We start from the raw sequence: 24,553 nt of genomic DNA, 5'->3' as shown, positions 1-24,553 counted from the left end.
TTCTGTTTTGGACCCACATTAATCGAATGATTTTTCGGTAGCATGTTCCATACTCTTCCAGGTTTCTGATAAAAATATTCTGCTGCAGCTGCCACCACAGCCTCTGCACCTTGGAGTGCTTTACGTTACATCAGTAATGTACGCTTGCAGGAGCAGTGGCTGTGGTGGCAGCTGCAGAACAGAACATTAGGGCTCTCTATTTCCCCTTCCGGAGCGGGAAGAATTTTCGCATATTATTCAGGCTAATAAAAGCGTTGCTTTCCTGCGGCACCTCCAGCTCCGACACCGACCGCACATCCTCTACCGAGTAAAAAGCATTGGGGTTATAGTCCCGGATAAGGCCGATGACCTCCTCGAGTTTTTTGCGTTTCAAGATCATGAACAGCAGGTTTACGTTGCCCCTGGTGCCACGGGCATCTACACAGGTCAGGCGGTAGCCCCGTCCGGTCAGGCGGTCAATTAATTTGCTGGCCTGCTCCACGGTTATGATGCGCACCACCACCTGCCCGAGTGCCAGCTTCTGCTCGATGCGCAGCCCCAGAAAATTACCGGTAGCAAAACCTCCTGCCCAGGCCAGGTACGAAACCGCATTGTTCAGGTTCTGCATCACCTGCGTAATGGCAATAAGCCAGATGAGTACTTCCATAAAGCCAAGGATGGGCGCAATAAGTTTATTCCCCTTCGAAATAAACACAATGCGCAGCGTACCCAGCGATACATCTACAATCCGGGCCATAAAAATCAGAGCCGGTATAATAACCCATTCGACCAGGGTCGGATCTATTCCTTCAAAATACTGCATATTCCTTTTTCTGCCGGGATGGCTGCTACAGGTGTCTAAAGCAGGGGCAGGCAGGTGCCTGCGTCCGGTAAACGAATTTAGGCAGTTTATCCGTATAAGCTCCGGGTTATTTCTGTAAAAATAAAGTGAAGGGAAGGATTTCGTTTGGTGTGTGTTGCTTATTGTATTTTTTATGGTTTTTGTTTTGATATGAAGCAGCCGGTACGGGTGCCTGTTCTAAAACAGGAAGTCCGTATGAGGGCAGGCACAGTCAACAACAATTGCGACAGGTGAAACGATGAAATTATTAAACCCGGAAAGGCAGGAGCGGAAACACCTGGAGAAGCGGGATTTATTCCGGGTGGAGCAAAGCGGTTTGGAATGATTAAAAATAGTGGTAATGTGCAGTTTATATTGATTGAAAGGATGGATACTTTTCAGGAAAACCGTATAATAGTAATTAGTTTGAAGGCTTAATAATTCCTCATGAAATAACGATCTCAGTTTTTGGTTTATTAAAATAATAATAGCGAATAAGATAATAAATAAAAAAAATTGATTTTGATTATTAATAGTAAATAACATATATTAGCAAAACGCAAAAAGAGGCTTTTGCGTAATTAATTTTTACTAACAGAAAATAAGCTTAATAATTAACCATTATCCAGACTCTTAACGGTAGTACCTGCCTTACCCAAAGGTGCTACTCGAGATTGCCTGAGTAGAAATACGTGAGCGCATGGCAAAACTGATTATTATATCAAACAGACTTCCGATCAAAATTGAAGAGAAGGAGGGAAAGCTGGCCTACAAACCAAGTGAAGGCGGTTTGGCGACGGGTCTAGGTTCTATCTACAAGCAGAACGACAATCTTTGGATTGGCTGGCCTGGGATGGTAGTGGAAGAAAAGGAGAAAAAGCAGCAGATAGTCGAAGACCTGCATCGGGAAAACATGCATCCTGTGTTTCTCACAAATACTGAAATCAAAGAGTTCTACGAGGGTTTCAGTAACGAAACACTGTGGCCTACCTTTCACTATTTCAGCCAGTACGCTATCTACGATCAGAAACTATGGGAAACCTATGTTTCTGTAAACCAGAAGTATTGTGATGTGATCATGGAAATGGCCGAACCCAACGATACCATCTGGGTGCACGACTACCAGTTGCTGTTGCTGCCATCCATGCTGCGGGAGCAGTTGCCCAATGCCACCATTGGTTTCTTTCTGCACATTCCGTTCCCGTCGTACGAGGTGTTCCGGTTACTGCCCTGGCGTAAGGAAATCCTGGAAGGCATGCTGGGTTCCGACCTGGTCGGTTTCCATACCTACGACGATATGCGCCACTTCCTGAGTGCCGTTAACCGCATTGTAGGGTACGGCAGCATGCACGGCTGGATTAATGTGGGTTCCCGCTCGCTGCTGGTAGATTCTTTCCCGATGGGGATTGACTATGAAAAGTATTCCAGTATTGCAGTTTCGGAGGAGGTACAGAAACGGGAGAAAATCTACCGGTACAACCTGCAGGAGCAGAAAATCATGCTCTCCATCGACCGCCTGGATTACTCCAAAGGCATACCCAATCGTCTGCATGCTTTCGAGAAGTTTCTGGAAAAATATCCTGAATTCCACGAGAAGGTAACGCTGGTGATGCTGGTGGTGCCCTCCCGCGACAGTGTAGGTAAATACAAGCAGCTGAAAGAGGAAGTAGACGAACTGGTTGGCCGCATTAACGGGAAGTACAGCCGCATTACCTGGAATCCTATCCAGTACTTCTACCGCTCGTATCCGCTGGAAACACTTTCCGCTTTCTACCGCATGGCCGATGTGGCCCTGGTAACGCCGATGCGCGACGGCATGAACCTGGTATGTAAAGAATACATCGCCAGTAAGCACGACCAGAAAGGGGTGCTGATACTGAGCGAAATGGCAGGAGCGTCCAAAGAGCTGTCGGAGGCGCTGCTGATTAACCCCAACGACATCAGCCAGTATGTAGAAGCGCTCCATGCAGCGCTTACCATGCCCGAAGAGGAGCAGATGGTGTACATGAGCCATATGCAGGATACGCTCAAGCGCTACAACATCCACCACTGGGTGAGCATTTACATGGACCGCCTGTCTTACGTGAAGCTGAAGCAGATGTCTATGGCTACCAGCTACCTGGACGAAGCTACTTTCCAGGAGATGAGCAATGCCTACCAGGAAGCCAGCACACGCCTGTTCTTCCTGGAGTACGATGGCGGTTTAAAGGAATACAAAGGCGATCCTGCGTTGGCCAAACCGGACCAGGAGCTTTACGAACTGCTCGAGAATTTGAGCAGTAACCCTAAAAACAGGGTAGTAGTTGTCAGCTCACGCGAGAAAGATAACCTGGAAGAATGGCTGGGCGAGCTGAATGTGGACCTGATAGCCGAGCACGGGGTCTGGATCAAGCAGCGCGATAAAGGCTGGAAAACCATGCTGAGCCTTATCAACAACTGGAAAACAGATATCCGCCTGATCCTGGACCTGTATGTAGACCGTACGCCGGGCTCTTTTATCGAAGAAAAAGACTACTCGCTGGTGTGGCATTACCGTAAGGTAGAAACAGGCCTGGGCGAGCTGCGTGCGCGCGAACTGGTGAACCACCTGAATTTCCTGTCTACAAACAGTAACCTGCAGGTGCTGGATGGCCAGATGGCTGTGGAAATTAAGGCGCAGGAAGTAAACAAAGGCCGGGCTGCCACGCACTGGCTTAACATTTACTCACCTGAGTTTGTACTGGCCGTTGGCGACGACTGGGGCGACGAAGATGTTTTCAAGGCGATGCCGTCGCATGCCTATACCATTAAAATAGGCAATTCAAGTTCCGTGGCCAAATACCACCTCGACACCTGCGAGCAGACCCGCCGCCTGCTGAAAAGACTGGTAGCGCAGAAAAAAACAGAAAAGAGACAGAAAATACAAGGATCGCTGTAACGCGCTTCGAACACAAAAAAGCCGCCACGGTACTTGTACAGTGGCGGCTTTTTTGTGTTTGCTCCGGTTTAAGAAAATAGCTTTCCGTTTGCCGGAGCGTCTTTGGCAGCCGCAGGTTTTGCTTTCTGCGGCTCCTCACAGTTTTCTTCGTTAAACACCTGGTCAATGGCCTTCTCGGCATTGCGCAGTTTCTCGCGGCACAGCTGAATCAGCCTGGAGGAGCGTTGCACCTTCAGGGTTAGCTCGTCTACATCTACGGTGTCATTTTCGATGGCGCGCAGTATGTCTTCCAGTTCCTGTGTCGCTTCGCGGTACGTCATGCTGCTGATATCCTTATTCATCTTCTTTGTCAATGTTTACAATCATACTGTGAATAGAGCCGTCCTGTAACTTCGTTTCGATTACATCTCCGGATTTTACGTCGGCTGTTCGTTTAATTATTTTTCCGTTTACTAATGTTAAGGTATAGCCCCGTAGCAACAATTTTTCAGGATTGTTTGCCTGTATGCTCATGTCGAGCAGGTGCAGGTTGTGGTGCTGGTTCTGTAGCTTTTGCAGGGTAGTGTACTTTAGCTTTTCGTTATATTTTGCAAAGTTCAGCTGTGCCCGCTTCAGCCTGCCATTTGCCTCGGTTTCGAGGCAGTGCACGAGCGAGTTGAGTTCGTGCTCCTTCAGGTGCAGGTAGCGCTGGCTTTTTCCCTCCACACATACCTTTAGCTCCCCTAGCTGCAGCTCTTTGGCGTGCAGCAGCTCGCGGGTGGCAGCCGTTATGTCACGCTCCAGGTTGCTGGTAACGTGTTTCTGCGCCTCGAGGTACGATTTTGGTTTTACCAGTAAGCCCCGTGCAAACTGCTCGAGCCGGTTATTCTCCGTTTGCAGGCGCTGGTTGGTGAGGTTCGTAAGCCGAAGGCTGTGGCGCTCCAGTGTGTCGGTTGTGAGCTTCAGTTTCTGGGCACTGAACATCCGGATGCTGTCCATTAATCCTTCGGCGTATGCCTCGGCGGAATGGCACCTGTCTACGAGAAAATTGGCGACGGCGGTTGGCGTTTTCAGGCGGGTATGGGCAACCAGGTCGGCAATGCTTTCGTCGCGCTCGTGGCCGATGCCGGTGAGCACCGGCAGGGGAGAGCGCCCAATAGCGGCAGCTATGGCATAAGCATCGAAACAGCTCAGGTCGGTTTGGGAGCCTCCGCCCCTGATCAGGATGCAGGCATCGAACTGCTCCTGGTGTTTTGCTACCAGCTGCAGCGCCCGTGCCACCGACGCGGGAGCATCGTTGCCCTGCACCACTGCCGGAAACAGGGTCGTGCTGAAGGTGTAGCCAAAGGCATTGTGGTGGAGCTGGTGTATAAAATCCTGGTAACCGGCAGCGGTGGCAGACGAAACAATGGCCAGGCGCTGTGGCACTGGTGAGAGCTCCAGCAGTTTATTGGCCTCCAGCAGCCCCTCCGCTTCCAGTTGTTTCAGGGTTTCCTGCCGCTGCCGTGCCAGGTCGCCGATAGTGTAGTTGGGGTCGATGTTCTGGATGTCGAGGCTCAGGCCATACATTTCATGAAAACGCACTTTCGCCTGAAACAGGATTTTGAGCCCTGCCTTTAGCGGCTGCCCGGTTTTCTCTTCGAAATACCGGCCCAGCATCTGGAAGCGGTTACTCCAGATGGTAGCCCGTGCCTGTGCGGTCAGCTGACCGCGCGGGGCGTCTTCCTTATCTACCAGCGAGAGGTAGCAGTGGCCTTTGCGCCGGTCGGGGTTTACCTGTGCTATCTCGGCCACCACCCAGTAACTATCCGGGAATGCCAGTTCCAGCTCCTCCCTGATCTGCTGGTGCAGCTCAAAGAGCGTCAGCGGAGCCGTGGAAGCATCGGAAGCGGTTGATTGCCTGAAAAATAACTGGGTCATGCCTGGGGCGCTAAGGGTGATGAAACAGCAACCGGAAGGCCTGCTACTGCGGGAACGGCTGCTTTGATTACCAAATTTATACTTTTGAACCGGGAGGTCAAAAAACAATTGCAGCTGTTCGAAATAAAATTTATATAGTATTTTATTGATATAAGGCCAGAACGACCGCTACCCGTAAAACCGCTCGTACACCCGCTCCCGGATACAGCTCGAAACACGGTTAAATTCTTCTGCAGAAGCCAGGGCAGGGGCAGCCATCAGGCAGAGCGGTACCGGCTGTCCGTGCCGCTGGTAGGGTGGCTGCTGGTAATCGAAAGCGTTCTGGAGGGTAAGACCCAGTTGCTCGTAGAAGGCAATGCGTTTCCGGGTTGTTTCGCAGGTTGGTAGCTCCACTTCCAGCACCAGCTTCGGTGGCGGCTGCTCCAGGAGCCAGCGCACGATGGCTTTGCCATAGCCGCAGCCCCTGTATTCGGGCTCGATAGCCAGGTGTTCCAGGTAAGTAAATTGATCCAGTTGCCAGTGCACGGCCAGCCCGGCCGGTTTGTCGTCAACCAACAGCGCGTGCAGGTACATATCCGGCTGGCTGAGCAGCTGCAGCAGCTGATTAAAATCGCGCCGTTCCACTTCCGGGAAGCAAGATTCGTACAGCTGCTGTAAGGCTGGCAAAGCTGGAAAGGCAGCATCCTGCACCCGAACCAGCTGCATGTTATTCTTCATACCGGTTTCCGAGCCACTTGGCCCGTTTCCGCCAGTTTTCCCGTGCCCACGTCTGCAGGTCGGCTACATTGTCCATCTCGTCCATTATTTCCATGCCAAGCAAGGTTTCAATAATGTCTTCCATGGTTACCAGTCCTGCCGTTCCGCCGTATTCATCTACCACCAGCGCCACGTGGTCCTGGTTGTCGACCATGCTCTGGAACAGGGTCGGGATGGGCGTGTGGTCCGGCACAACATAAATAGCCCGTTTGATCTCTTTGAGCGGCAGCAGGCTCTTGTGCTCGATAAGCTTGTGCATGATTTCGTCTTTCAGGACATAACCGGTTACGTTGTCGATGTTTTCGTGGTAGATGGGGATGCGGGAGAAGCGGAGGCTGGATTCAGATTTAAAAAAATCTTTGAGCAGCATTTTCTCGTCGGCTGCCCAGATAACGGTGCGGGGCGTCATGATGTGGCGCACCAAAATGTTGTTGAAGCGCAGGATGTTGCGGATGATCTGCGATTCGCTTTTCCGGAAAATGCCTTCTTTTATACCGATTTCGGCCATAGCTGTAAAATCGGCCCGGCTCAGCACACTTTTGGTTTTGTCTTTCTTCAGTCGCCTGGTAATGAACTGCGATAGGATGATGATGGGGTAGAGCGGCGAGTAAATCATAACGGTGATGGCCCGCACGGTAAAAGGCGTTAAGGTCATCCAGTAGTTTGCGCCAATGGTTTTGGGAATAATTTCCGAGAAGATAAGAATGATAACCGTGAGCAGACCGGAAATAACAGCCAGGTACTCGTCGCCCCAAAGGTACTGCGCCTGCGAACCCACACCCGCAGCGCCAATAGTGTGGGCAAAGGTATTCAGCGTGAGAATAGCAGCTAACGGACGGTCGATGTTTTCCTTGAATGCCTGCAGGCGTCTGCCCAGGTCCGGGTTTTGCTGCGCTGTAATACTGGCGAAGGAGGGGGTGATGCTGAGCAGAACGGCCTCCAGCACGGAGCATAAAAAGGAGAAGAAAAGTGCGATAAGCAGGTAAAAGATTAATAAACCCATGGAGTTTTTTCCCGATATTTACTGGCAACTAAGTATACGCGTGTAGGTAAAATAGTGTACAAACGCCTGGCGTGCCTGTGGCATGGCTAATCTTGTAGAGATAACTTTGTATTATAAAAAAATAAATTGTTTTTTATAAGTATTTTCTACCGCCAGTTTTAGCGCAGCGGTAACTGGTGGTTGCCCATAAGGCCAGTTTGTAACTGGCGTGGTTACAAAAGCAAGAATATTCAGCTACGCCAGTTGAAAACTGGCACCATACATAGCCACCAGTTACCGCTGCGCTCAAACTGGCGGCAGGAATCTTTTTATTATTCCATTTTTTCCTACAAGATTAGGTGGCATTGGGGTAACAGCCGTTGTATCGCCTGAAATTACCAGCAGGTGCAGTGGCTCTGGTGGCTGCAGCAGCAAAACAGCGGAACTGTGTTGGCACCTGGAAAGCTGCCGTTTTCCCGCAATTTTGTATTTCCGGGAGGAGCAGAGGCTGTGGTGGCAGGAGCAGAAGCTTGCAAAAAGGGATTTGGCTGCACCACAGGGGCGCAATCTGCCTGTTTTTTTACGTTAAAAGCTTTAAGATGAAACTAATTGAATGTCCGCGGGATGCCATGCAGGGGCTGAAGCAGTTTGTGCCCACGCAAACCAAAGCCGATTACCTGAACATGCTGTTGCAGGTGGGCTTCGATACGCTGGATTTCGGCAGTTTTGTTTCGGCGAAAGCAATTCCACAGATGCGCGACACGGCAGCCGTACTCGCCAGACTCAACCTCGACAACACTACCTCCAAACTACTCGCCATTATCGCCAACGTGCGCGGGGCACAGGAAGGAGCAAAACACCCCGAGATTACCTACCTGGGTTTCCCGCTGTCGGTGTCCGAAACATTTCAGCAGCGCAACACCAACAAGAGCATCGCCAGTGCCCTGCAGCAGGTGGCCCAGATACAGGAGATCTGCAGCAGGCAGGGCAAAACGCAGGTGATCTATATTTCAATGGGCTTCGGCAACCCCTACGGCGACCCCTGGAGCGCGGAACAGGTGATCCGGTTTGTGGAGGAACTGCAGCAGCTGGATGTAAAAATTGTATCGCTTTCCGATACCATCGGCGTTTCGAATCCTGAAAATATCACCTACCTGTTCAGCCAATTGATCCCGGCTTTCCCCGGAATTGAATTTGGCGCACACCTGCATACCACCCCCGACACCTGGGAGGAAAAGGTAAAAGCAGCCTATGCTGCCGGTTGCCGCAGGTTCGATGGCGCCATCCGGGGCTTTGGCGGCTGCCCCATGGCCAAAGATGAACTGGTCGGAAACATGCCAACTGAAAATTTGATCGCCTACTTCGAGAATATTGGTTTAAATTTGAACCTGAATAAGGAGGCATTCCAAAAAGCGCTGGCTGCGTCTGGCGCGGTTTTTTTATAATTATGGCAAAAAGAATAGTAGTAGATATTTTTATTCCGTGTTTCGTGGACCAGCTTTACCCGGAAACAGGCCTTAACATGGTAAAGGTGCTGGAGAAAGTGGGCTGCGAAGTGCATTACAATCCCAACCAGACCTGCTGCGGGCAGCCGGCTTTTAATGCCGGTTTTTTCGACGAGGCCCGCGAAGTGGCAACCAAGTTCCTCGACGATTTCTCCAACGAAACGTCCCACTACATTGTAGGCCCTACGGCCTCCTGTGTAGGCATGGTCCGGAATGCATACCAGGATATTTTCGTGAAGTCGTCGAACCTGGTAAAGTACCGCACCATGCAGAAAAAAGTGTACGAGCTCACCGAATTCCTGACCGATGTGCTGGGCATCACCAGCATACCCGGAGCTGCTTTGCCCGGTAAAGTAACCTACCACGATTCGTGCAGCGCTTTGCGTGAATGCGGCATAAAAGCAGGTCCGCGTGCTTTGTTACAAAATGTGCAGGGGCTGGAGTTGCTGGAGATGGCCGACAGCGAAACCTGCTGCGGCTTTGGCGGTACCTTTGCCGTTAAGTTCGAAGCCATTTCGGTAGCCATGGCCGAGCAGAAAGTAGAAAACGCGCTGGCCACCGGGGCAGACTACATCGTGTCGACGGATACGAGTTGCCTGATGCACCTGGAGGCGTATATACAAAAGCAGAACAGGCCCATTAAAACGATGCACATTGTAGATGTGCTGGCTGCTGGCTGGTAAAACATTTTCTGCTCCGTTTCAAATCAATATTTTAAAGCCTGTTCCTTTAAAGGAGGGGCTTTTTTGTTTTCTGCTGCAGGCACCATAGCCACTGCTCCTCGGGGTAAGTGGCTGCACTACAGCCTCCTGCAGGCGATCTGCCCCGGGAAAAGAAGGAGTACGGGAAACAGGCAGAAAGCGGAATCCTCCCGCTCTTATCACCGGACCACCCCTGAAAAGCATCGCTACATATCTTTAATGTTTCGTAACACGTACCTTCTATAGATTGTATAACATGCAGCTTCGGTTTTTGAACACGAAGTACTAAATCAATGTAAGACTAAAACAAAAAGAAATGAGAAAGCTATTTTTTGCATGCGCCATCGTTCTAGGTTCTTTCAGCCTTTACTCCTGTGGGGGCAATGACGGTGCCGGTAGTGATGAGGGAACTGTTATAGACAGGGACACAACCGTATCTGAACTGGAAGTGGAAGAAACAACCATGGATATAGATACCACGATGGAAACGCAAACCGAAACAATTGAGCCGGGAACAGAAATGGAACACTAACCGGCATAATGGTTTAAATGCGTGAAGATTATGAGTAAGATTTACTTTTAACTTTAATTTAACCGGATGGCAGGGCATACAAGGTCTTTGGATTTTGATATGCCCTGCCATTGCTGTTACTGCCATTTTCAGTACTGCAGCTGCCATCACAGCCGCTGCTGCTCTTTCCGGGAAATAAATCCCGCTGCCCCGGTTACGTGTAACCGATAACGCACCTAAACGCACCTAAACGCACCCACTATGAAGAAATCACCTGCCATCCTGTTTGTAGCTACACTCCTCCTGGTACTTGTTGCCTTTGTGCAGGTAATTGCTTCGCAGGGTCACAACGGGCAGGATACGGCGGAGAGCGAACTGGTAGCCCATGCTTACGCAGACGGCGACCTGACAGCTTCTTTTGGTTCTTTCCCGACGCTGCACCCGCTGGTGGTGCACTTCCCGCTGGTGTTGCTGCTTTTAGCTGCCGTAGCACAGCTTGCCTCTTTTTTTGTGTTCGGGAGAGAGCTGAGCTGGGTAACAATGGTCCTGCTGGCCGGAGGCTTTGTCGGAGCTGTTGTGGCTATTTACTTTGTGCACCCCCACACGCAGCAGCTTCCGTACAGAACGCAGCAGGTGCTGGAGATACATGAGAAATTCGCCAGTTATACCCTTTGGATCAGTGGGATAGCAGTGGTGGGGAAAGCCGTAAGCCACTTCTTTTTTAACCGGAAACGGGTTGCAGAGGTCGTTATTGCCTTGTTTGTGGTGGCTGCCGCTACCTTTGTAAGCCTGGCAGGCCACTACGGCTCACAACTGGCCTACATCGAAGGAGTGGGGGCGCAAGGCAGGTACCTGGAGCAGCACCATTAGCAAACGGCGGCAGGCAATTTTTTATTTAACAGGCAACCGATGAAACTACAGCATTTACTTCAGGAATTTTTCGCTTTCGCCAGAGAAGCGGAGAACATCACCATTTATAACAAGACCGGGCTACTGCACAACCTGGCCAATTTTTTACAGCAGCACCTGAAGGAGAAGGACTACGGCCTGCAAATTTCCCGGAATGCGGGAGAGGTGGTGGTAGAGGCCATGAAAGATGACCTTAACCGGGAAGCGATCGACCTGTACGTGTACCAGGTGGCAGGAAAAGAGCAGTACGCGGTGCAGGTGAGTGTGTACAATAAAACGGTATCGGAAGAAGCCGGTGACCTGGAAGCGCAGTTGCAGTTCCTGCAGTCGCTGAAAGCGCATGGTTTTAAAGATACTTTCCTGCTCCTGGTGCGGAATGAACATGCCGGTAAAGCCGCCATCAAACTGCCCGAACAGGCACACTGGCAGGAGCTGCAACCTGCCTCGCAGGACAATAACGGCCCCTGGTTCTGCGCATTAATTTCAGTAGGATAAAATCAGCTGCAGTGGCTGTGGTGGCAGCTGCAGAAAAGAAACAGGCACACCTGTGCTGCTGATGTTAGCCTGCAACAGGCTTTTGCCGCCTGCGCAGCCAGGCCATGTTTACGACTAAAGCGATTACCAGGAGCAGCAATCCGAAGAATTCCCGCGTTTCTTCTATCCAGGGTTTGGTGGCTTTCATGCTTTGCACAATGTTTTCGGCCTGGTGGTCCCGTACCCAGCTGATGACCCCGTGTTCGTCAAAAAAGAGGTAGAGGCCATAGATAAGGTAAACCCCCAGGCCTGCCCAATACAACACCGGCAGGTATTTCCCCCGCAAAGCCATGAAGCATAGAACAGCACCGTACAGGTAAAGCACGATCCAGGTGAGCGGGTCGGGGTCGTTGTACTGCAGCGCTGCAGCGGCCACAAACAGGATAACAAAAAATATGTTCAGTGCTTTCATACAGGTTTTCTTTTGAGGTAAGCAAACAAGGGATGTTTTTTGAAGCAGTATACTAAATTTATGGCAGTGAAAAAGCAAAATGCCAGGCTTTTTATGCTGGTGAACAGGTTTCGCGGTGCTTGCAGGAAGAATTTTTAGCAGCAGCAGGCGACATCTGCCAACCGGAAAACTTTTTCCTGGATTAAAATTAATAATTTTGACAAATCTACCTCCCGGAAGTTTTGTTCCGATTTACCACAACGTGAATCTATGCTAAGAGTACCTTTCCTGTTTTTCCTGCTGCTGTTTTCGGTTGCCCTGCAGGCGCAGCCCGGCCAGACCATCCGCGGAACCGTGCGGGAGCAACTAACAGGGGCGCCGCTGCCTGACGCTACGGTGAGCATTGCCGTGCAGCCGCAGCCCTATATCACCACTACTAACGAGTCGGGGCATTTTGTTGCAAGAGACATACCTGCAGGCAGACATACGATCAGAATTTCGCACCTGGGCTACCAGGACCTGGTGCTGCAGGTGCTCCACATTTCCGGCAAAGAAACGGTGCTGGATGTACGGCTGGAGGAGGCGGCACGGCAGTTGCCCGAAGTGGCCGTGAGTACAGGGGAGCGTGCCGGTCTGGATGAACTGAATTCCCGCTCCTTTACCATCGAACAGACCCAGCGCTATGCCGCCACATTCTACGACCCCGCCAGGCTGGCCGCTTCGTTTCCGGGGGTGGTGACGGCAAACGACCAGGCGAACCATATTTCCGTGCGGGGCAACAGCCCGAATCATTTGCTCTGGCGCCTCGAAGGCGTGGATATTGTGAACCCGAATCACCTGACCAATGCCGGCACCGTATCCGACAGGCCGACGCAGAACGGGGGCGGGGTGAACATCCTGAGTACTCAGCTGCTGGCCAACTCGCGGTTTCTGAACAGCGCGTTTCCGGCGGGCTATGGCAACGCGCTGGGTGGCGTGTTTGACATGCGCCTGCGCAAAGGCAATAACCAGCAGCGGGAGCACACGTTCCAGCTGAGTTTGATTGGCATCGACCTGGCAACCGAAGGCCCTTTTTCAAAGAATTACGAAGGCTCTTACCTGGTGAATTACCGCTACTCCACCATTGGGTTGCTTAGTGCCATGGGCGTCCCGCTGGGCGATGAAGAAATCAATTTCCAGGACCTTTCCTTTAACGTACATTTACCTACCAAAAAAGCCGGCGATTTTACCGTGTTCGGGATGGGCGGCAAAAGCATTACCCGTTTCGAGGCGCAGCGCGATACAACGCAGTGGGTTTACCAGAAAGACCGCAACGATATCGATTTCTACAACGATATGGGCGCCCTGGGTGTGACGCACCAGCTGCGGGTAACGCCTAATTTTTCTATCCGGTCGGCTTATGCGTTATCCGGGGTAGAAAGCGGGCGAACAGCTGATTACCTAAGTCGTGATTTTTCTAAAAGCGAAATAGAGTTTGACGATATCAGCAAGCAGCAACACTCGTTTCATAGCTACGGCACTGTCCGGGTTGGCAAATCGCTCTTTCAACCGGGACTGGTGGCAAACCATATCTATTTCAGCAACCGGAATTATGAGCGGAACATTGAAACAGGGCAGTTGTTTAACCAGAAAGCAGGTAGTGCGGGGGGAATGTTATGGCAACCCTACCTCAATGCCTATTACTTTCTGTCGCAGGACCTGACGCTGAATTATGGGTTGCACTACAGCCGCTTTGCCTATAACAACGCTTCCTCGCTGGAGCCGCGCGCTTCCCTGAAGTGGGCGTATCAGCCAACGCAGAACATCAGCTTTGCTTATGGCCGCCATAGCCAGTTGCCACCGTTTCAGGCGCTCACCTATGGCGGAAACCGCGACCTGGGCTTTCTTAAAGCAGACCACTTTACGATAGAGCAGAACACCGCTTTTAAGGAACATTACCTGCTAAAAACAGCGGTGTACTGGCAGGAACTGCATGAGGTGCCTGTCAGCAGCAACAGTGCTTCTACCTACAGCAGCTTAAACCAGCTGGAGTTTTTTGTGCCGGACCAGCTGGTAAGCCAGGGCAAAGGGAGGAACTACGGCGTGGAGCTTTCGGCGGAGCGTTTGCTGGCACAGGGGTTTTATGCGCTTGCCACCGGCAGCCTCTACAATTCCAGGTACCGGAGCCGCGACCAGGTGTGGCGCGACACGCAGTTTAACGGCAACTACACCTTTACTCTTACTACCGGGAAAGAATTTGCGCAGCGGCAGAAGGCGAATGCCTCCAGAAGCTTTAACATCAATGCCCGTGTGCTCTGGCTGGGAGGGCTGCGGCAGACACCAATAGACGTAGCCGCGTCAGAAGCTGCTGGCAGAACGGTTTACCAGGAACAGCTGGCTTTTACAGAGAAGATGCCGAACTACTTCCGCCTCGACACCCGCATCAGTTTCCGGAAAAACAAGCCGGGCATCACGCGTACCATTTCCCTTGATTTGCAGAATACCACCAACCATCAAAACCTGGCCTATACTTATTACGACGTGCGCCAGAAGAAACTGGTAAAGAAGTACCAGCTCACCCTGATTCCGTTCCTGAGCTATCGGCTGGAGTTTTAGCAGGCGATAAAGGTGCTTCATCCTGAGCCAACATAAAAATGCAGGAGCAGAGGCTGTGGTGGCTGGAGCAGCAAAGCTTTTCAGCACGTTGGTATCCCGGATTAGCACAGAAGTAAGTTTGCAATAGTCTTATTACTGATGTTACGCAGAAAGTTTATTGTCCCCCTTTGAGCTAATCTTGTAGTGAAAAAATGGAATAATAAAATGATTCCTGCCGCAAGTTTGAGCGCAGCGGTAACTTGTGGCTATATATGGTGCCAGTTTTCAACTGGCGTAGCTGAAAATTCGTGTTTTTGTAACCACGCCAGTTACAAACTGGCCTCATGGACAACCACCAGTTACCGCTACGCTCAAACTGGCGGTATGTATCTATGAATATGTCAATAGGCATAATATAATGTTCAATATTTTCCCTACAAGATTAGCTTTGAAGGGGGTAGGGGGATGATTAATATCTGCGAACAAAATAGTGCTGAACTGGCTTCTGGTCCTGTAATTGCTCGCAGTCCGTACTTCATCCCCCTTACCCCCTTCAAAGGGGGACTTTTCTTCTAAAGTAAATTTGTTCGTAACATCAGTTATTTTTATTCCGAAGGATAGAAGTGCGGCTAAAACCGCACGGTTAAGCCTCCGCCTGCCCCGAAGCGGTTGTCGTAGCTGCCCATCAGCGAGAAGGTTTTGGACACCAGGTATTCCAGCCCGAGGTTCCAGGTTTTTTCGCTGCGGTAGTTGTCTGTTTTGCCGGTACCTTCTTCCGGGGCAAAATCGGTTACCCAGCCGAAGTCGGCCTGGTACTCGTACTCGCCAAACAAAAAGGTGCGGGGGAAAATCAGCACTTCCCGGCTCAGGCTGACCTGCGGACGAAGCTTGTTGTCGAGCCGCACATCGAGGTTGAACATGTAGGGCGTCAGGTAGCGGATACCGGCAATGGCGGTGGTTTCAATCTCATCGAGGCTGTCTTCCCCTTCGTTTTCCACGTTTACGCCGGCAAACACATTCAGGTAGTCATACAGGAACCTGCCGTAGGTAAGCTCCGCCTCCAGGTTCTTGTTCCAGCCATACTCGGTGGTCAGGACAAACTGGTTGCGCAAATTCGACAACACCATCCTTGTCTCACCCATATGAGAGGCAGCGTCCACGGCACCCCAAAAGAAGAAATGATTGCTCTTGTTTGTCAGGATGTTGAGCGGGTATCCTTTCAGCCTGGGGTCGCGGGGCGTATCGTAGCTGAAGATGCGGGCCATGCCGGCATCGAGGTGGTAGAGGATGTGGCAATGGAAAAACCAGTCGCCGTACTCGTTGGCATCAAACTCGATAACGACTTTCTGCATGGGCGCCACATTCACGGTATGTTTGAGCGGCGAGTATTCCCCGTGTTCGTTGATGACCCGGAAGAAGTGGCCGTGCAGGTGCATCGGGTGGTGCATCATGGTCAGGTTGTTGAGGGTAATGCGGGTAACTTTGCCCTGGTTGATTTTTATTTTGTCGGCTTCTTTCAGCGGGATTCCGTTCATGCTCCAGATGTAGCGCACCATGTTGCCGGTCAGGTTCAGCAGGATTTCGCGTACAGGCTTATCGGCTTGGAAGTCGGTGGGTTCCGGGGCTTTCAGGTAGTCGTAGTTGAATTCCGAAAACATCGCCATGCCCGGCATGCCTTCGTGCTGCATCCCGATTCCCTTTCTGGCCTCCGGTTGGTTCATCTGCATGGCATCAGCCGCTTTACCATGTTTGCTGTGGTCCATCTTAGCGTGGTCCATTTCCATGCCAGCGGCGGTGTCTTTATGCATTTCCGTGCCGTGCATGGAATGGTCCATTTTGCCCTTGGCCGTATCCTGCTTCATGTCCATTTCGTGCTGGTGCATGGGCTGCGACTCTTTTTGCTGCGGCATTTCCTGGTGTTCCATCTCCTGGCCGTGGTCCATTTGCATGCCTTCCTCCATCTGCATGCCCCACTTTTTCATCATTTCGTAAGGTTCCTCTTCGCTGGGGTTGAATTTTGTGGCGGGGGCGCCCATTTTCATCTTCATGGCTGCCATCTGCTGCATCATGGCAATTTTATCGGGACGGGGAATTTCAGGCGCCGCAAGCACAGGTCCCTGCCCCAGGAAGGCGGAGGTATGGCCGGAGCCATCCTGGGCGGTGGCCCGCATTTCTATTTTCCCATGGTGCGGAATGGTTACCAGGAAATCGTAGGTTTCGGCTACTGCGATAAAGGTTTTGCTGTGCGCTACCGGCACCACGTCGGGGCCGTCGGCGGCAACCAGCAGCGGGGGAGCGCCGCCAAAGGTCAGCCAGAACTGGCTGGAGGCGGCGGCGTTAATCACGCGCAGCCGTACCCGCTGCCCGGGCCTGAACTCCGGGTACTCCCGCACCGGCTGCCCGTTGGTAAGAAAAGCAGGATAGTAAACATCTGCGATGTCTGCTCCCTCCATGCGCTGTTTCCAGAAGTTGAGCTGTGCGCCCAGGGCTCCCCGGGCAATAACGCGGTTCAGCGGAACGGAAGTGCCTTTTTGTATATCGTAAATTTCCAGGCCACGTTTCAGTGTTTTAAGCACATTTTTCGGCTTTTCAAACGTCCAGTCGGAGAGTACCAGCACCAGGTCGGTATCGTATGCCAGGCGCTTTTCCTTTGGCTCAATCACAATAGAACCGTACACCCCCGACTGCTCCTGCAGGCCGGTGTGGGAGTGGTACCAGTAGGTGCCGGTCTGCTTTATCGGGAACTCGTATTTAAATGTGGTGCCGGGCTCTACGGGCGGGGTGGTCAGGTAAGGCACGCCGTCAAAAAAGTTGGGCAGCAAGATGCCATGCCAGTGTATCGAGGTTTCTACGGGCATCTTGTTGGTAACATATATTTGAGCGTAATCGCCCACTGTAAAGCGCAGAGTTGGTCCGGGGATGGTGTTGTTGATGGTCATGCCGCTGCTCGATTTCCCGGCTATGGTTACTTGCTGCTGGTCGATGGTCAGGTGGTACACTACGGTGTCGGCCTGGGCGCAGACAGCTTCAGGAAAACATAAAAAAAATGTGAGCAGGAACAGGATGTATGAATACGTTCTTTTCAAAGTAGTAGCTTCTGGTGTCACTTTTAGTCATTTTTACAGCAGGTAGTTCTGCAACGCTTCAGCTGCCTGCGGGTATGTTCACAGTGTTATACTTGTAAACAGAAGCCAGTGTTGTATCTGTGACTTCTTTATTGGAACTGGAAAATTAGAGGGGATTGCAGCAGGTAAGAACTACAGCCTGCAGGCAGTGTTTCCAACTCCACAGCCTTATTCTCCGTTTACCTGTCAGAAACAAAGCTGCCTGCTATGAACTACCTGTACTTCATTTCCGGGATAGTACTTTTTCTGGTAACCGTATCCGACCTTATTAAAACTACCTTCTCGTCGAATGGTGGCGGAAGAATTACGAAAGTTGTTTCTAAAGGAGTGTGGAAGCTGTTCTTTGTTGTTTCAGGAAAAAACGGTAAGTCGGCGCTGCTTAGCTATGCTGGCCCTGCTGTGCTGATTTCCATACTTCTGGTCTGGGTAATCGGCCTATGGTCGGGTTTGTTTCTGCTGTTGCTTTCCGACACAGACTCCGTTGTAAACAGCAGTACCCTTGCCGTTACTACCCCGCTGGAAAAGTTGTACTACGCCGGTTTCACGCTCTCTACGCTGGGCGTTGGCGATTACATAGCCACCACAGATGCCTGGCGCATCGTTACCAGCCTGGCGGCTTTCTCCGGACTGGCCTTTATAACCGCTTCTATTACCTATTTTGTGCCCGTACTCTCTGCTGTGGGCTTGCAGAGTAAGCTGAGTTTGTACATCAGCGGCATGGGCCGCACACCGCAGCAGCTCCTGCTCAACAGCTGGAACGGGAAAGATTTTTCAAGCTTTTTCGACAACGTACCGGACCTGTGCCAGATGCTTATACAGCACACCCTGAACCACCACGCTTACCCGGTTATTCACTACTTCCACAACAACCAGGTGAAGCTGACGGTTGCTCCGGCTATTGTGCTGCTTGATGAAGCGTACCACCTGCTCAGGTTTGCTGCTGAGCAGGATAAGCTAAAAATGGAGATGCTGCAAACAACCCTGGATACGTTCCTGGAAACGATGCAGGAGAGTTTTCTGCAAGATGCAACAGCCCATGCAGATGCCCCGGCTCCAGACCTTGGGGAACTAGACAGGCAGGGATTGTTCCGGGAAAGTACGGAAAATGTAAAGCAGGTATTTGCGCAAGAACTGAAGGAACGCCGGAAACTTCTTACAGCGCTGCTGGAGAAAGACGGCTGGACGTGGGCACAGGTTTACCATCCTGCGGAGTAGGACACCTGTTAGAATAAATTACTCAGCTCGTTTACCTGACTGCCTTTTAAAATCGTAAAAAAGTGTGAAAACAAACGAGAGCGTTATGTGGCACATGGACGATGATTTTTGGGCAATGCATGCATTCTGGTGGATATTCTGGTTCATTTTTTTTATCATCATCTTTTTTGTCGGGGTCTGGTACATCCGGAATAAACATACAACCAAGGAAACGCCTCTTGACATACTTAAACGAAGATATGCCGCAGGAGAAATAGACACGGAAGAGTATCATTTAAGGAAAAGGGAACTGGAAAAAGGAAACTAAGCCTGTGTATGCGACTTTTCTTTCTTACCTGCCATAATCTGCGCATGGTTAATAGCCGCCACCAGAACCACGCCGCCCAGTATGTTCCCGATCAGGGATGGAAAGGTGTAATGCAGGAACACGTTAACCCAGGAGGTTTCATCCATAGCCGCAAGGGTGAAGGTTTCCATAGAGCCAGCGATTACGTGGCTGAAGTGACCAATGGCAACTACGTAGGTGACTAAAATAATAATCCAGACGCGGGCTGTTCCGGCGAAAGGCAGCAGCCAGACCATCAGGGCAATGAGCCAGCCGGCAAACACGCCCCGCAGCATGACAGTGCCAAAGCCAGGCTCCATGGCCTCATGCCCCAGCTTTGCAAATGTTTCCAGCACATGCGGGCTAAAAGCCGACGTATGCGCTACGGCTAAGGCGACAAACCAGGTTCCCAGCAGGTTGGCAAGCAGCACTATTCCCCACAGCCGCATCACATTCCAGAACTTCTTCAGGGTTTTGTGGTGCAGGAGCGGCAGGATGGGGGTAAGTGTGTTCTCCGTGAACAGTTGCTGCTTTCCAAGTATAACAATCACAAAGCCCATGCTGTATCCGAAGCTGGAAACCAGCACCGTCCACTCCGCCTCAGGCAGGTAAGCCTCCAGCACACCTTCCACAATCATGGATAAACTCATAGACAAGCCTGCTGCCAGGCCGGACCAGAAGAGGTTAAACGTGGGGCGTTCCAGTTCTGATTCGGCCTCTTTGTAAATGGCATCGTGAATATCCTGGGCAGAAGGGGAGTTGCCTGTTTCTTTTACCTGTTCATGGGCAAAAGCATCTTTTTTCTCTGCCATACCTATATGTTCCTGCTCTTTCGCTTCATTTTTTAAAATTCCATTTGAGCTCCTGTCAGTTATTCTAAAGCGCTGTCCATTCCTGTGGCACCTGCCACCATAGCCTCAGTGCAGCAGCAGTGGCTGTGGTGGCAGGTGCAGCAGACTTTTCAGAACCCCTGGCAGCAGCTCAGAAACCAGAAATTAAAGTTTTTTCATCAAAGCCTTACCTCCAGTTCGTACTCCTTTTTTTCGTTGTGCAGTTCCAGTTCGATGGCATAGGTCAGTTTTGTTCCACGCGGAAAAGCTTCCTGGTCAACATAAGGCGGATTTGTCCGCTGGATGAGCGTTTCCCAATCGCTTTCGTTTACCTTTCGTAATATTTTGAGCTCCCCGAGGCAGTCCTTCCGAAACGAAATTTTTCGTCCTTCATCCGTTAATTCTATATAGGGTATGCCGGCGGGATGGTCTGTGCTTACATTGGTCATAAACAAGTAGAATATTAGGAGGTTTACTTCTGCATTTTGTTCATGTTGCTCATCATTTTCTGATAACAGGCATCGTCCATCATGCCTTGCTGGCGCATGTGCTGCATCATGTTCTGCATCATCTGGCGGTGGCCCATCATCATCTGCGACATCATGTTGCAGTTGGCGGAATCCTGGGCGCAGGCAGTCATCATTTTCTGCATCATGTTGTGCATCTGCTGCTGGTTCATGCCGCCCATCATGGCTGTATCGCCCATCATCATGCCGGCGCTGTCGCCCATCATGTGCCCACGGCCCATCATGCCGCCGCCCATCATCATACCGCCCTGCGGGTGATCTTTCATGGTCTGCATCATTTCCTGGCGCATTTCCGGGTTTTCCATAATCATGCTGTACACCTCCTGGCGTTTGGCCTCGGAGTCCATTACTTCCTGTACGGTTGCCTCGCGCTGGCAGGCTGTTGCTGCCAGCAGAAGCAGGATGGCAGCGGTTAAAAAGGAGTTTTTCATAGCTTATCAGGTTTAGGTTATTTTATTTGTCTTCGTAGGAGTTGTGCATTGATGGCTACAATTACGGTGCTCAGGCTCATCAGGGCAGCGCCAATGGCAGGCGAAACCACAATGCCCTGCTTATACAGCACGCCGGCGGCCAGGGGCAGGGCGACGACGTTGTAGGCGGTGGCCCAGATCAGGTTCTGTATCATCTTTTTGTACGTTGCTTTTCCAAAGAGGATGAGCGAAGCGATGTCCTGCGGGTTGCTGTTCACCAGGATAATGTCAGCGGTTTCGGCGGCTACGTCGGTACCCGAGCCAACGGCGATGCCCACATTGGCCTGGGCCAGGGCGGGAGCATCGTTTACGCCGTCGCCGGTCATGGCCACAAACTCGTGCTGCGCCTGCAGTTCCTTTACCTTTTCCTGTTTCTGGTGCGGCAGCACGTTGGCCAGGTAGCCGTCCATGCCGAGTTTGTCGCTCACGCTTCTGGCCACACGCTCGTTGTCGCCGGTGAGCAGCAGGTTTTTGATGCCGTTATCCTTCAGCACCCGAATGGCCCCGGCCGACTCCGGCCGAATCTGGTCGCGCATGGTGATGTAGCCGGCAGGCTGCCCTTCCACGAGCACGTACACCACCGTTTCCACTCCTTCTTCCGCCTCGCTGGCAGGTACCTGTATGTTGAATTCCCTGATGTAATTGGGGCCGACCACTTTTACGTCTTTGCCTTCCACGGTGCCTTCCAGACCTTTGCCGGGCAGGTAGTTGAAGTTTTCGGAGGCAGGTACGGGTATGCCGTCTGCTTTTACCCGGCGTAGGATGCCCTGCGAAATAAAGTGCTCGGAGTTCTGCTCCACGCCCGCCGCCAGCCGCAACATCTCCCGCTCATCGATGGTGTTGCGAAACGTGACCACGGAGGCGATTTCGTGCGAGCCCTGGGTAAGGGTACCGGTTTTGTCGAAAATGATGGTGGTGATTTTGCGGGAGTTTTCGAAGGCGGTGCGGTTGCGGATGAGCAGCCCGTTGTTAGCTGACACAGCTGTAGAGATAGCCACCACCAGCGGAATGGCCAGCCCCAGCGCATGCGGACAGGAAATAACCATTACGGTAACCATGCGTTCGAGGGCAAAGGCAAATTCCTGCCCGAGCAGCAGCCAGACGGCGAGTGTGGCAAAGCCTGCGGTCAGGGCGATGTAGGTGAGCCATTTGGCGGCACGGTCGGCGAGGCGTTGCGTTTCCGATTTTGTTTTCTGCGCCTCCTGCACCAGCGTAATCACCTTGTTCAGGTAGCTGTCTTTGCCCGTGCTGGTCACGCGCACCTGCAGCGACCCGTTACCATTGATGGAGCCGCCGATAACCTTGTCGTCCTGCTGTTTCTGTACGGGTTTGCTCTCGCCGGTGAGCATGCTTTCGTTCAGGTAACTGCTGCCCTGTGCCACCACCCCGTCGGCGGGTACTTTTTCGCCGGGCCTGATCAGGATGAGGTCGTTGGGTTGCAGTTCCTCTACTTTTACCGTCACCGTTTGCCCGTCTTTCAGCAGTTGCGCCTCGTCGGGCATCATGCTTACCAGCAGTTCCAGCGCCCGCGATGCGCCCAGCACGGAGCGCATTTCAATCCAGTGGCCCAGCAGCATGATCACGATGAGGGTTGCCAGTTCCCAGAAAAAGTCCATTCCCTTCAGGCCAAAGGCAACGGCGGAACTGTAGAGGTAGGCCACGGTGATGGCTACGCCGATCAGCGTCATCATGCCCGGCGTTCCTTTCTTCACTTCCTCCACCAGCCCCGTCAGGAATGGCCAGCCGCCATAGAAAAAGATTACACTGGAGAGGGCGAAGGCGATGAACATGTGGTAGGGGATGTCGAGCGTGTAGCCCAGTATCTCCTGGATCATGGGACTGATGACGATGACGGGAACAGAAAGCGCAAGTGAAATCCAGAAGCGTTTTTTGAAGTCTTCGATCATCATGCGGTGATGGTCGTGGTGGCCGCCTGCTTCGTGCCCGGCATGTTCGTCGTGGGGCGGGTGGTGGCGTGTGTCCTGGTGCATGGTGGCGGTGTGGCCGTGCAGGGTTTTCTCTTCCAGGCGTTCCTCTACCTTACCTGCTTTTCGCTCCGCCTGCTCTTTTGCATTGTGGTGGTGATGGTGTTCGTGGTTCATGACAAAAGCCCTCTTTTATGCTACTGCTTTTTAAATGAAATTGTTTTTGTACTATGAAAAATGCTTTTGATGATAAACCGGGTACGGTTGCCGGTTCTTAAAGCTGATGGGCCGTTACGACAGTAGACTGCCAAATACGTGGTTGCTGTTTCTGCTAAATGGTAAGTTACCTAAACCGATAGCCAGCCTGTTCGTTCAATAACTACAGTTTAAACAATACTTAAAAAGGAGGTAACATGTTTTATCACGTAAAAGAGTTACAATTCAATGCCCGTGTCTCCAAGCCGGACCCGGCTTTTGCCAGCCTGCTGCTGGAGCAGTTCGGGGGAGCCAACGGCGAATTAAAAGCAGCCATGCAGTATTTTGTGCAGGCTTTTGGCATGCGCCAGCCGCATCCGGATAAGTATGATCTGCTCATGGATATTGCTACCGAGGAATTCAGCCACCTCGAAATTGTGGGTGCTACCATCCAGATGCTGCTGGGGCCGATAAATGGCGAGCTGAAAAATGCGGCGGAAGAGGCAGAGATTATGCAGCTGCTCGATGGCAAGGCCAAGAAGGAAAACTTCATTCACAACGCGATGATGAACCCGCAGTTTTTTGTGCTGAGCGGCGGCGGTCCAACTGTAACCAACAGCCAGGGCGTGCCGTGGTCGGGTTCGTACGTGACGGCCAACGGCGACCCGACAGTTGATTTGCGCTCCAATATTGCGGCCGAGTCGCGTGCCAAAATTGTGTACGAATACCTGATGCAGTTTACCGACGACCCCTATGTAAAAGAAACGCTCCGTTTCCTGATGACCCGCGAGGTGGCGCACTTCCAGATGTTTGAGGCGGCGCTGGAATCGATTCAGCCAAACTTCCCGCCGGGGGTGCTGCAGGGCGACCCGCGTTACAGCAATACCTACTTTAACCTGTCGAACGGTGCCGATGTCAAAGGTCCCTGGAACGAAGGCAAGAGCCCGGGCTTGGGCGAAACCTGGCAGTACATTGATGATCCGTTCAAGCATGTGGTAGACACCAACGGCATGCTCGACAGCAAGCCAACAGGTACCGACCGCACTCTGAAAGACGTGGAGAAAAAGAACAAGGAACTGAGCAAGGAGCGCAGCAAAAAAGTAAAAGCTGCCGTGCCAAGCGGAGAAAACCAATGGTGCGAATACCCGCACAAGCGCCCGTAGCAAAGGGCGAACAGCGTACCTATAAGTGATAAAGAAAGCAAACGAACAAGCAACAAACAACAGGCAGGGTCGGTGGAGATAACATACTACACCGACCCTCTTTGCTGTTGGAGCTGGGCACTGGAGCCGCAGTGGCGCATGCTCCGCTACCTGTACCAGGGCCACGGCCCCAGGCCTGTGTAACGACTTTGTTGCAACGGATATAAGAAGGGGATATAGCTTGATTAAAAAGTAGAGTTGTAGCGTATCTTAGAAGCGACCAAACTTTTAAGAAGCGAT

21 protein-coding genes are annotated in these 24,553 nt (G+C 51.8%); 10 read left to right on the top strand and 11 right to left on the bottom strand.

The features are described from left to right. Nucleotides 1-196: 196 nt before the first annotated feature. On the bottom strand, nt 197-802 hold the full coding sequence (locus tag DCW36_RS21590; protein WP_114780613.1) for a DUF2179 domain-containing protein: 606 nt from the start codon (nt 800-802) through the stop codon (nt 197-199). Nucleotides 803-1,520: 718 nt separating this feature from the next. Here DCW36_RS21590 and DCW36_RS21585 point away from each other — a divergent pair. Beyond that, on the top strand, nt 1,521-3,737 hold the full coding sequence (locus DCW36_RS21585; protein ID WP_114780612.1) for a bifunctional alpha,alpha-trehalose-phosphate synthase (UDP-forming)/trehalose-phosphatase: 2,217 nt from the start codon (nt 1,521-1,523) through the stop codon (nt 3,735-3,737). 68 nt (nt 3,738-3,805) lie between these two features. Here the strand turns inward: DCW36_RS21585 and xseB are convergent, their stop codons facing one another. The 4 genes from xseB to DCW36_RS21565 form a co-directional block, all read right to left on the bottom strand. After that, nucleotides 3,806-4,078 (bottom strand): exodeoxyribonuclease VII small subunit, encoded by a 273-nt coding sequence (gene xseB / locus DCW36_RS21580; protein WP_114780611.1) that lies wholly within the window; start codon nt 4,076-4,078, stop codon nt 3,806-3,808. Beyond that, nucleotides 4,071-5,636 carry an exodeoxyribonuclease VII large subunit gene (gene xseA / locus DCW36_RS21575; protein ID WP_114780610.1) on the bottom strand — a complete coding sequence of 522 codons (1,566 nt, stop codon included), beginning with the start codon at nt 5,634-5,636 and terminating at the stop codon, nt 4,071-4,073. The genes xseB and xseA overlap by 8 nt, the downstream gene beginning before the upstream one ends. Nucleotides 5,637-5,804: 168 nt before the next feature. Further along, the gene (locus DCW36_RS21570) at nt 5,805-6,353 is read right to left on the bottom strand and encodes a GNAT family N-acetyltransferase (RefSeq protein WP_114780609.1); all 549 of its coding nucleotides are present in this window, start codon (nt 6,351-6,353) and stop codon (nt 5,805-5,807) included. Beyond that, nucleotides 6,343-7,395 (bottom strand): CNNM domain-containing protein, encoded by a 1,053-nt coding sequence (locus tag DCW36_RS21565; protein ID WP_114780608.1) that lies wholly within the window; start codon nt 7,393-7,395, stop codon nt 6,343-6,345. The genes DCW36_RS21570 and DCW36_RS21565 overlap by 11 nt, the downstream gene beginning before the upstream one ends. Nucleotides 7,396-7,973: 578 nt before the next feature. Here DCW36_RS21565 and DCW36_RS21560 point away from each other — a divergent pair. From DCW36_RS21560 to DCW36_RS21540, 5 genes are all read left to right on the top strand, one after another. Then, entirely contained in the window at nt 7,974-8,819 is an 846-nt protein-coding gene (locus tag DCW36_RS21560; RefSeq protein WP_114780754.1) for a hydroxymethylglutaryl-CoA lyase, read from the top strand. 2 nt (nt 8,820-8,821) lie between these two features. Further along, on the top strand, nt 8,822-9,562 hold the full coding sequence (locus DCW36_RS21555; RefSeq protein WP_170312528.1) for a (Fe-S)-binding protein: 741 nt from the start codon (nt 8,822-8,824) through the stop codon (nt 9,560-9,562). Between the two features lie 334 nt (nt 9,563-9,896). Next, nucleotides 9,897-10,112, top strand: coding sequence for a hypothetical protein (locus tag DCW36_RS21550; RefSeq protein WP_125185259.1), 216 nt, complete (start codon nt 9,897-9,899; stop codon nt 10,110-10,112). A gap of 240 nt (nt 10,113-10,352) precedes the next feature. After that, nucleotides 10,353-10,961, top strand: a complete 609-nt coding sequence (locus tag DCW36_RS21545; RefSeq protein WP_114780607.1) for a DUF2231 domain-containing protein — start codon at nt 10,353-10,355, stop codon at nt 10,959-10,961. Nucleotides 10,962-11,000: 39 nt separating this feature from the next. After that, nucleotides 11,001-11,495: a hypothetical protein gene (locus DCW36_RS21540; RefSeq protein ID WP_114780606.1), complete on the top strand. Its 495-nt coding sequence runs from the start codon at nt 11,001-11,003 to the stop codon at nt 11,493-11,495. 64 nt (nt 11,496-11,559) lie between these two features. On the opposite strand, the gene DCW36_RS21535 is transcribed toward DCW36_RS21540, so the two are convergent. Beyond that, nucleotides 11,560-11,946: a transmembrane 220 family protein gene (locus tag DCW36_RS21535; protein WP_114780605.1), complete on the bottom strand. Its 387-nt coding sequence runs from the start codon at nt 11,944-11,946 to the stop codon at nt 11,560-11,562. A gap of 249 nt (nt 11,947-12,195) precedes the next feature. Here DCW36_RS21535 and DCW36_RS21530 point away from each other — a divergent pair, with 249 nt between their 5' ends. After that, nucleotides 12,196-14,520: a TonB-dependent receptor gene (locus DCW36_RS21530; protein ID WP_114780604.1), complete on the top strand. Its 2,325-nt coding sequence runs from the start codon at nt 12,196-12,198 to the stop codon at nt 14,518-14,520. Nucleotides 14,521-15,128: 608 nt separating this feature from the next. On the opposite strand, the gene DCW36_RS21525 is transcribed toward DCW36_RS21530, so the two are convergent. Beyond that, nucleotides 15,129-17,585 (bottom strand): multicopper oxidase domain-containing protein, encoded by a 2,457-nt coding sequence (locus DCW36_RS21525; protein WP_394344826.1) that lies wholly within the window; start codon nt 17,583-17,585, stop codon nt 15,129-15,131. A 246-nt stretch (nt 17,586-17,831) separates the two neighbouring features. Between DCW36_RS21525 and DCW36_RS21520 the strand changes: the two genes are divergently transcribed. Both DCW36_RS21520 and DCW36_RS21515 read left to right on the top strand, forming a co-directional pair. Then, nucleotides 17,832-18,839, top strand: coding sequence for a potassium channel family protein (locus tag DCW36_RS21520; RefSeq protein ID WP_114780602.1), 1,008 nt, complete (start codon nt 17,832-17,834; stop codon nt 18,837-18,839). Nucleotides 18,840-18,903: 64 nt separating this feature from the next. Next, nucleotides 18,904-19,146 carry an SHOCT domain-containing protein gene (locus DCW36_RS21515; protein WP_240676272.1) on the top strand — a complete coding sequence of 81 codons (243 nt, stop codon included), beginning with the start codon at nt 18,904-18,906 and terminating at the stop codon, nt 19,144-19,146. Here DCW36_RS21515 and DCW36_RS21510 read toward each other — a convergent pair. The 4 genes from DCW36_RS21510 to DCW36_RS21495 all read right to left on the bottom strand — a co-directional run bounded on the left by DCW36_RS21510 (nt 19,143) and on the right by DCW36_RS21495 (nt 23,093). After that, a complete protein-coding gene (locus tag DCW36_RS21510; RefSeq protein ID WP_114780601.1) occupies nt 19,143-19,976 on the bottom strand; it encodes a formate/nitrite transporter family protein in 834 nt (277 codons plus the stop codon). The two genes, DCW36_RS21515 and DCW36_RS21510, sit on opposite strands and share 4 nt — an antisense overlap. A gap of 197 nt (nt 19,977-20,173) precedes the next feature. Then, nucleotides 20,174-20,443, bottom strand: a complete 270-nt coding sequence (locus DCW36_RS21505; protein WP_114780600.1) for a hypothetical protein — start codon at nt 20,441-20,443, stop codon at nt 20,174-20,176. Between the two features lie 23 nt (nt 20,444-20,466). Next, a complete protein-coding gene (locus DCW36_RS21500; RefSeq protein ID WP_114780599.1) occupies nt 20,467-20,952 on the bottom strand; it encodes a hypothetical protein in 486 nt (161 codons plus the stop codon). A 17-nt stretch (nt 20,953-20,969) separates the two neighbouring features. Next, on the bottom strand, nt 20,970-23,093 hold the full coding sequence (locus DCW36_RS21495) for a copper-translocating P-type ATPase (protein ID WP_170312527.1): 2,124 nt from the start codon (nt 23,091-23,093) through the stop codon (nt 20,970-20,972). A 236-nt stretch (nt 23,094-23,329) separates the two neighbouring features. Here DCW36_RS21495 and DCW36_RS21490 point away from each other — a divergent pair, with 236 nt between their 5' ends. After that, on the top strand, nt 23,330-24,274 hold the full coding sequence (locus tag DCW36_RS21490) for a manganese catalase family protein (RefSeq protein ID WP_114780598.1): 945 nt from the start codon (nt 23,330-23,332) through the stop codon (nt 24,272-24,274). Nucleotides 24,275-24,553 lie beyond the last annotated feature (279 nt).

The sequence above is a fragment of the Botryobacter ruber genome (assembly GCF_003347595.2).
GTDB classification, from domain to species: domain Bacteria; phylum Bacteroidota; class Bacteroidia; order Cytophagales; family Hymenobacteraceae; genus Pontibacter; species Pontibacter ruber_A.
The sequence above is the reverse complement of the archived record's forward strand: the minus strand, read 5'-3'. Positions and strand labels throughout refer to the sequence as shown.

Excerpts from the sequence above, each read along its gene's own strand:
- DCW36_RS21590 (WP_114780613.1), bottom strand. The coding sequence starts at position 802 with ATGCAGTATTTTGAAGGAATAGATCCGACCCTGGTCGAATGGGTTATT.
- DCW36_RS21585 (WP_114780612.1), top strand. The coding sequence starts at position 1,521 with ATGGCAAAACTGATTATTATATCAAACAGACTTCCGATCAAAATTGAA.
- xseB (WP_114780611.1), bottom strand. The coding sequence starts at position 4,078 with ATGAATAAGGATATCAGCAGCATGACGTACCGCGAAGCGACACAGGAA.
- xseA (WP_114780610.1), bottom strand. The coding sequence starts at position 5,636 with ATGACCCAGTTATTTTTCAGGCAATCAACCGCTTCCGATGCTTCCACG.
- DCW36_RS21570 (WP_114780609.1), bottom strand. The coding sequence starts at position 6,353 with ATGAAGAATAACATGCAGCTGGTTCGGGTGCAGGATGCTGCCTTTCCA.
- DCW36_RS21565 (WP_114780608.1), bottom strand. The coding sequence starts at position 7,395 with ATGGGTTTATTAATCTTTTACCTGCTTATCGCACTTTTCTTCTCCTTT.
- DCW36_RS21560 (WP_114780754.1), top strand. The coding sequence starts at position 7,974 with ATGAAACTAATTGAATGTCCGCGGGATGCCATGCAGGGGCTGAAGCAG.
- DCW36_RS21555 (WP_170312528.1), top strand. The coding sequence starts at position 8,822 with ATGGCAAAAAGAATAGTAGTAGATATTTTTATTCCGTGTTTCGTGGAC.
- DCW36_RS21550 (WP_125185259.1), top strand. The coding sequence starts at position 9,897 with ATGAGAAAGCTATTTTTTGCATGCGCCATCGTTCTAGGTTCTTTCAGC.
- DCW36_RS21545 (WP_114780607.1), top strand. The coding sequence starts at position 10,353 with ATGAAGAAATCACCTGCCATCCTGTTTGTAGCTACACTCCTCCTGGTA.
- DCW36_RS21540 (WP_114780606.1), top strand. The coding sequence starts at position 11,001 with ATGAAACTACAGCATTTACTTCAGGAATTTTTCGCTTTCGCCAGAGAA.
- DCW36_RS21535 (WP_114780605.1), bottom strand. The coding sequence starts at position 11,946 with ATGAAAGCACTGAACATATTTTTTGTTATCCTGTTTGTGGCCGCTGCA.
- DCW36_RS21530 (WP_114780604.1), top strand. The coding sequence starts at position 12,196 with ATGCTAAGAGTACCTTTCCTGTTTTTCCTGCTGCTGTTTTCGGTTGCC.
- DCW36_RS21520 (WP_114780602.1), top strand. The coding sequence starts at position 17,832 with ATGAACTACCTGTACTTCATTTCCGGGATAGTACTTTTTCTGGTAACC.
- DCW36_RS21510 (WP_114780601.1), bottom strand. The coding sequence starts at position 19,976 with ATGGCAGAGAAAAAAGATGCTTTTGCCCATGAACAGGTAAAAGAAACA.
- DCW36_RS21505 (WP_114780600.1), bottom strand. The coding sequence starts at position 20,443 with ATGACCAATGTAAGCACAGACCATCCCGCCGGCATACCCTATATAGAA.
- DCW36_RS21500 (WP_114780599.1), bottom strand. The coding sequence starts at position 20,952 with ATGAAAAACTCCTTTTTAACCGCTGCCATCCTGCTTCTGCTGGCAGCA.
- DCW36_RS21495 (WP_170312527.1), bottom strand. The coding sequence starts at position 23,093 with ATGAACCACGAACACCATCACCACCACAATGCAAAAGAGCAGGCGGAG.
- DCW36_RS21490 (WP_114780598.1), top strand. The coding sequence starts at position 23,330 with ATGTTTTATCACGTAAAAGAGTTACAATTCAATGCCCGTGTCTCCAAG.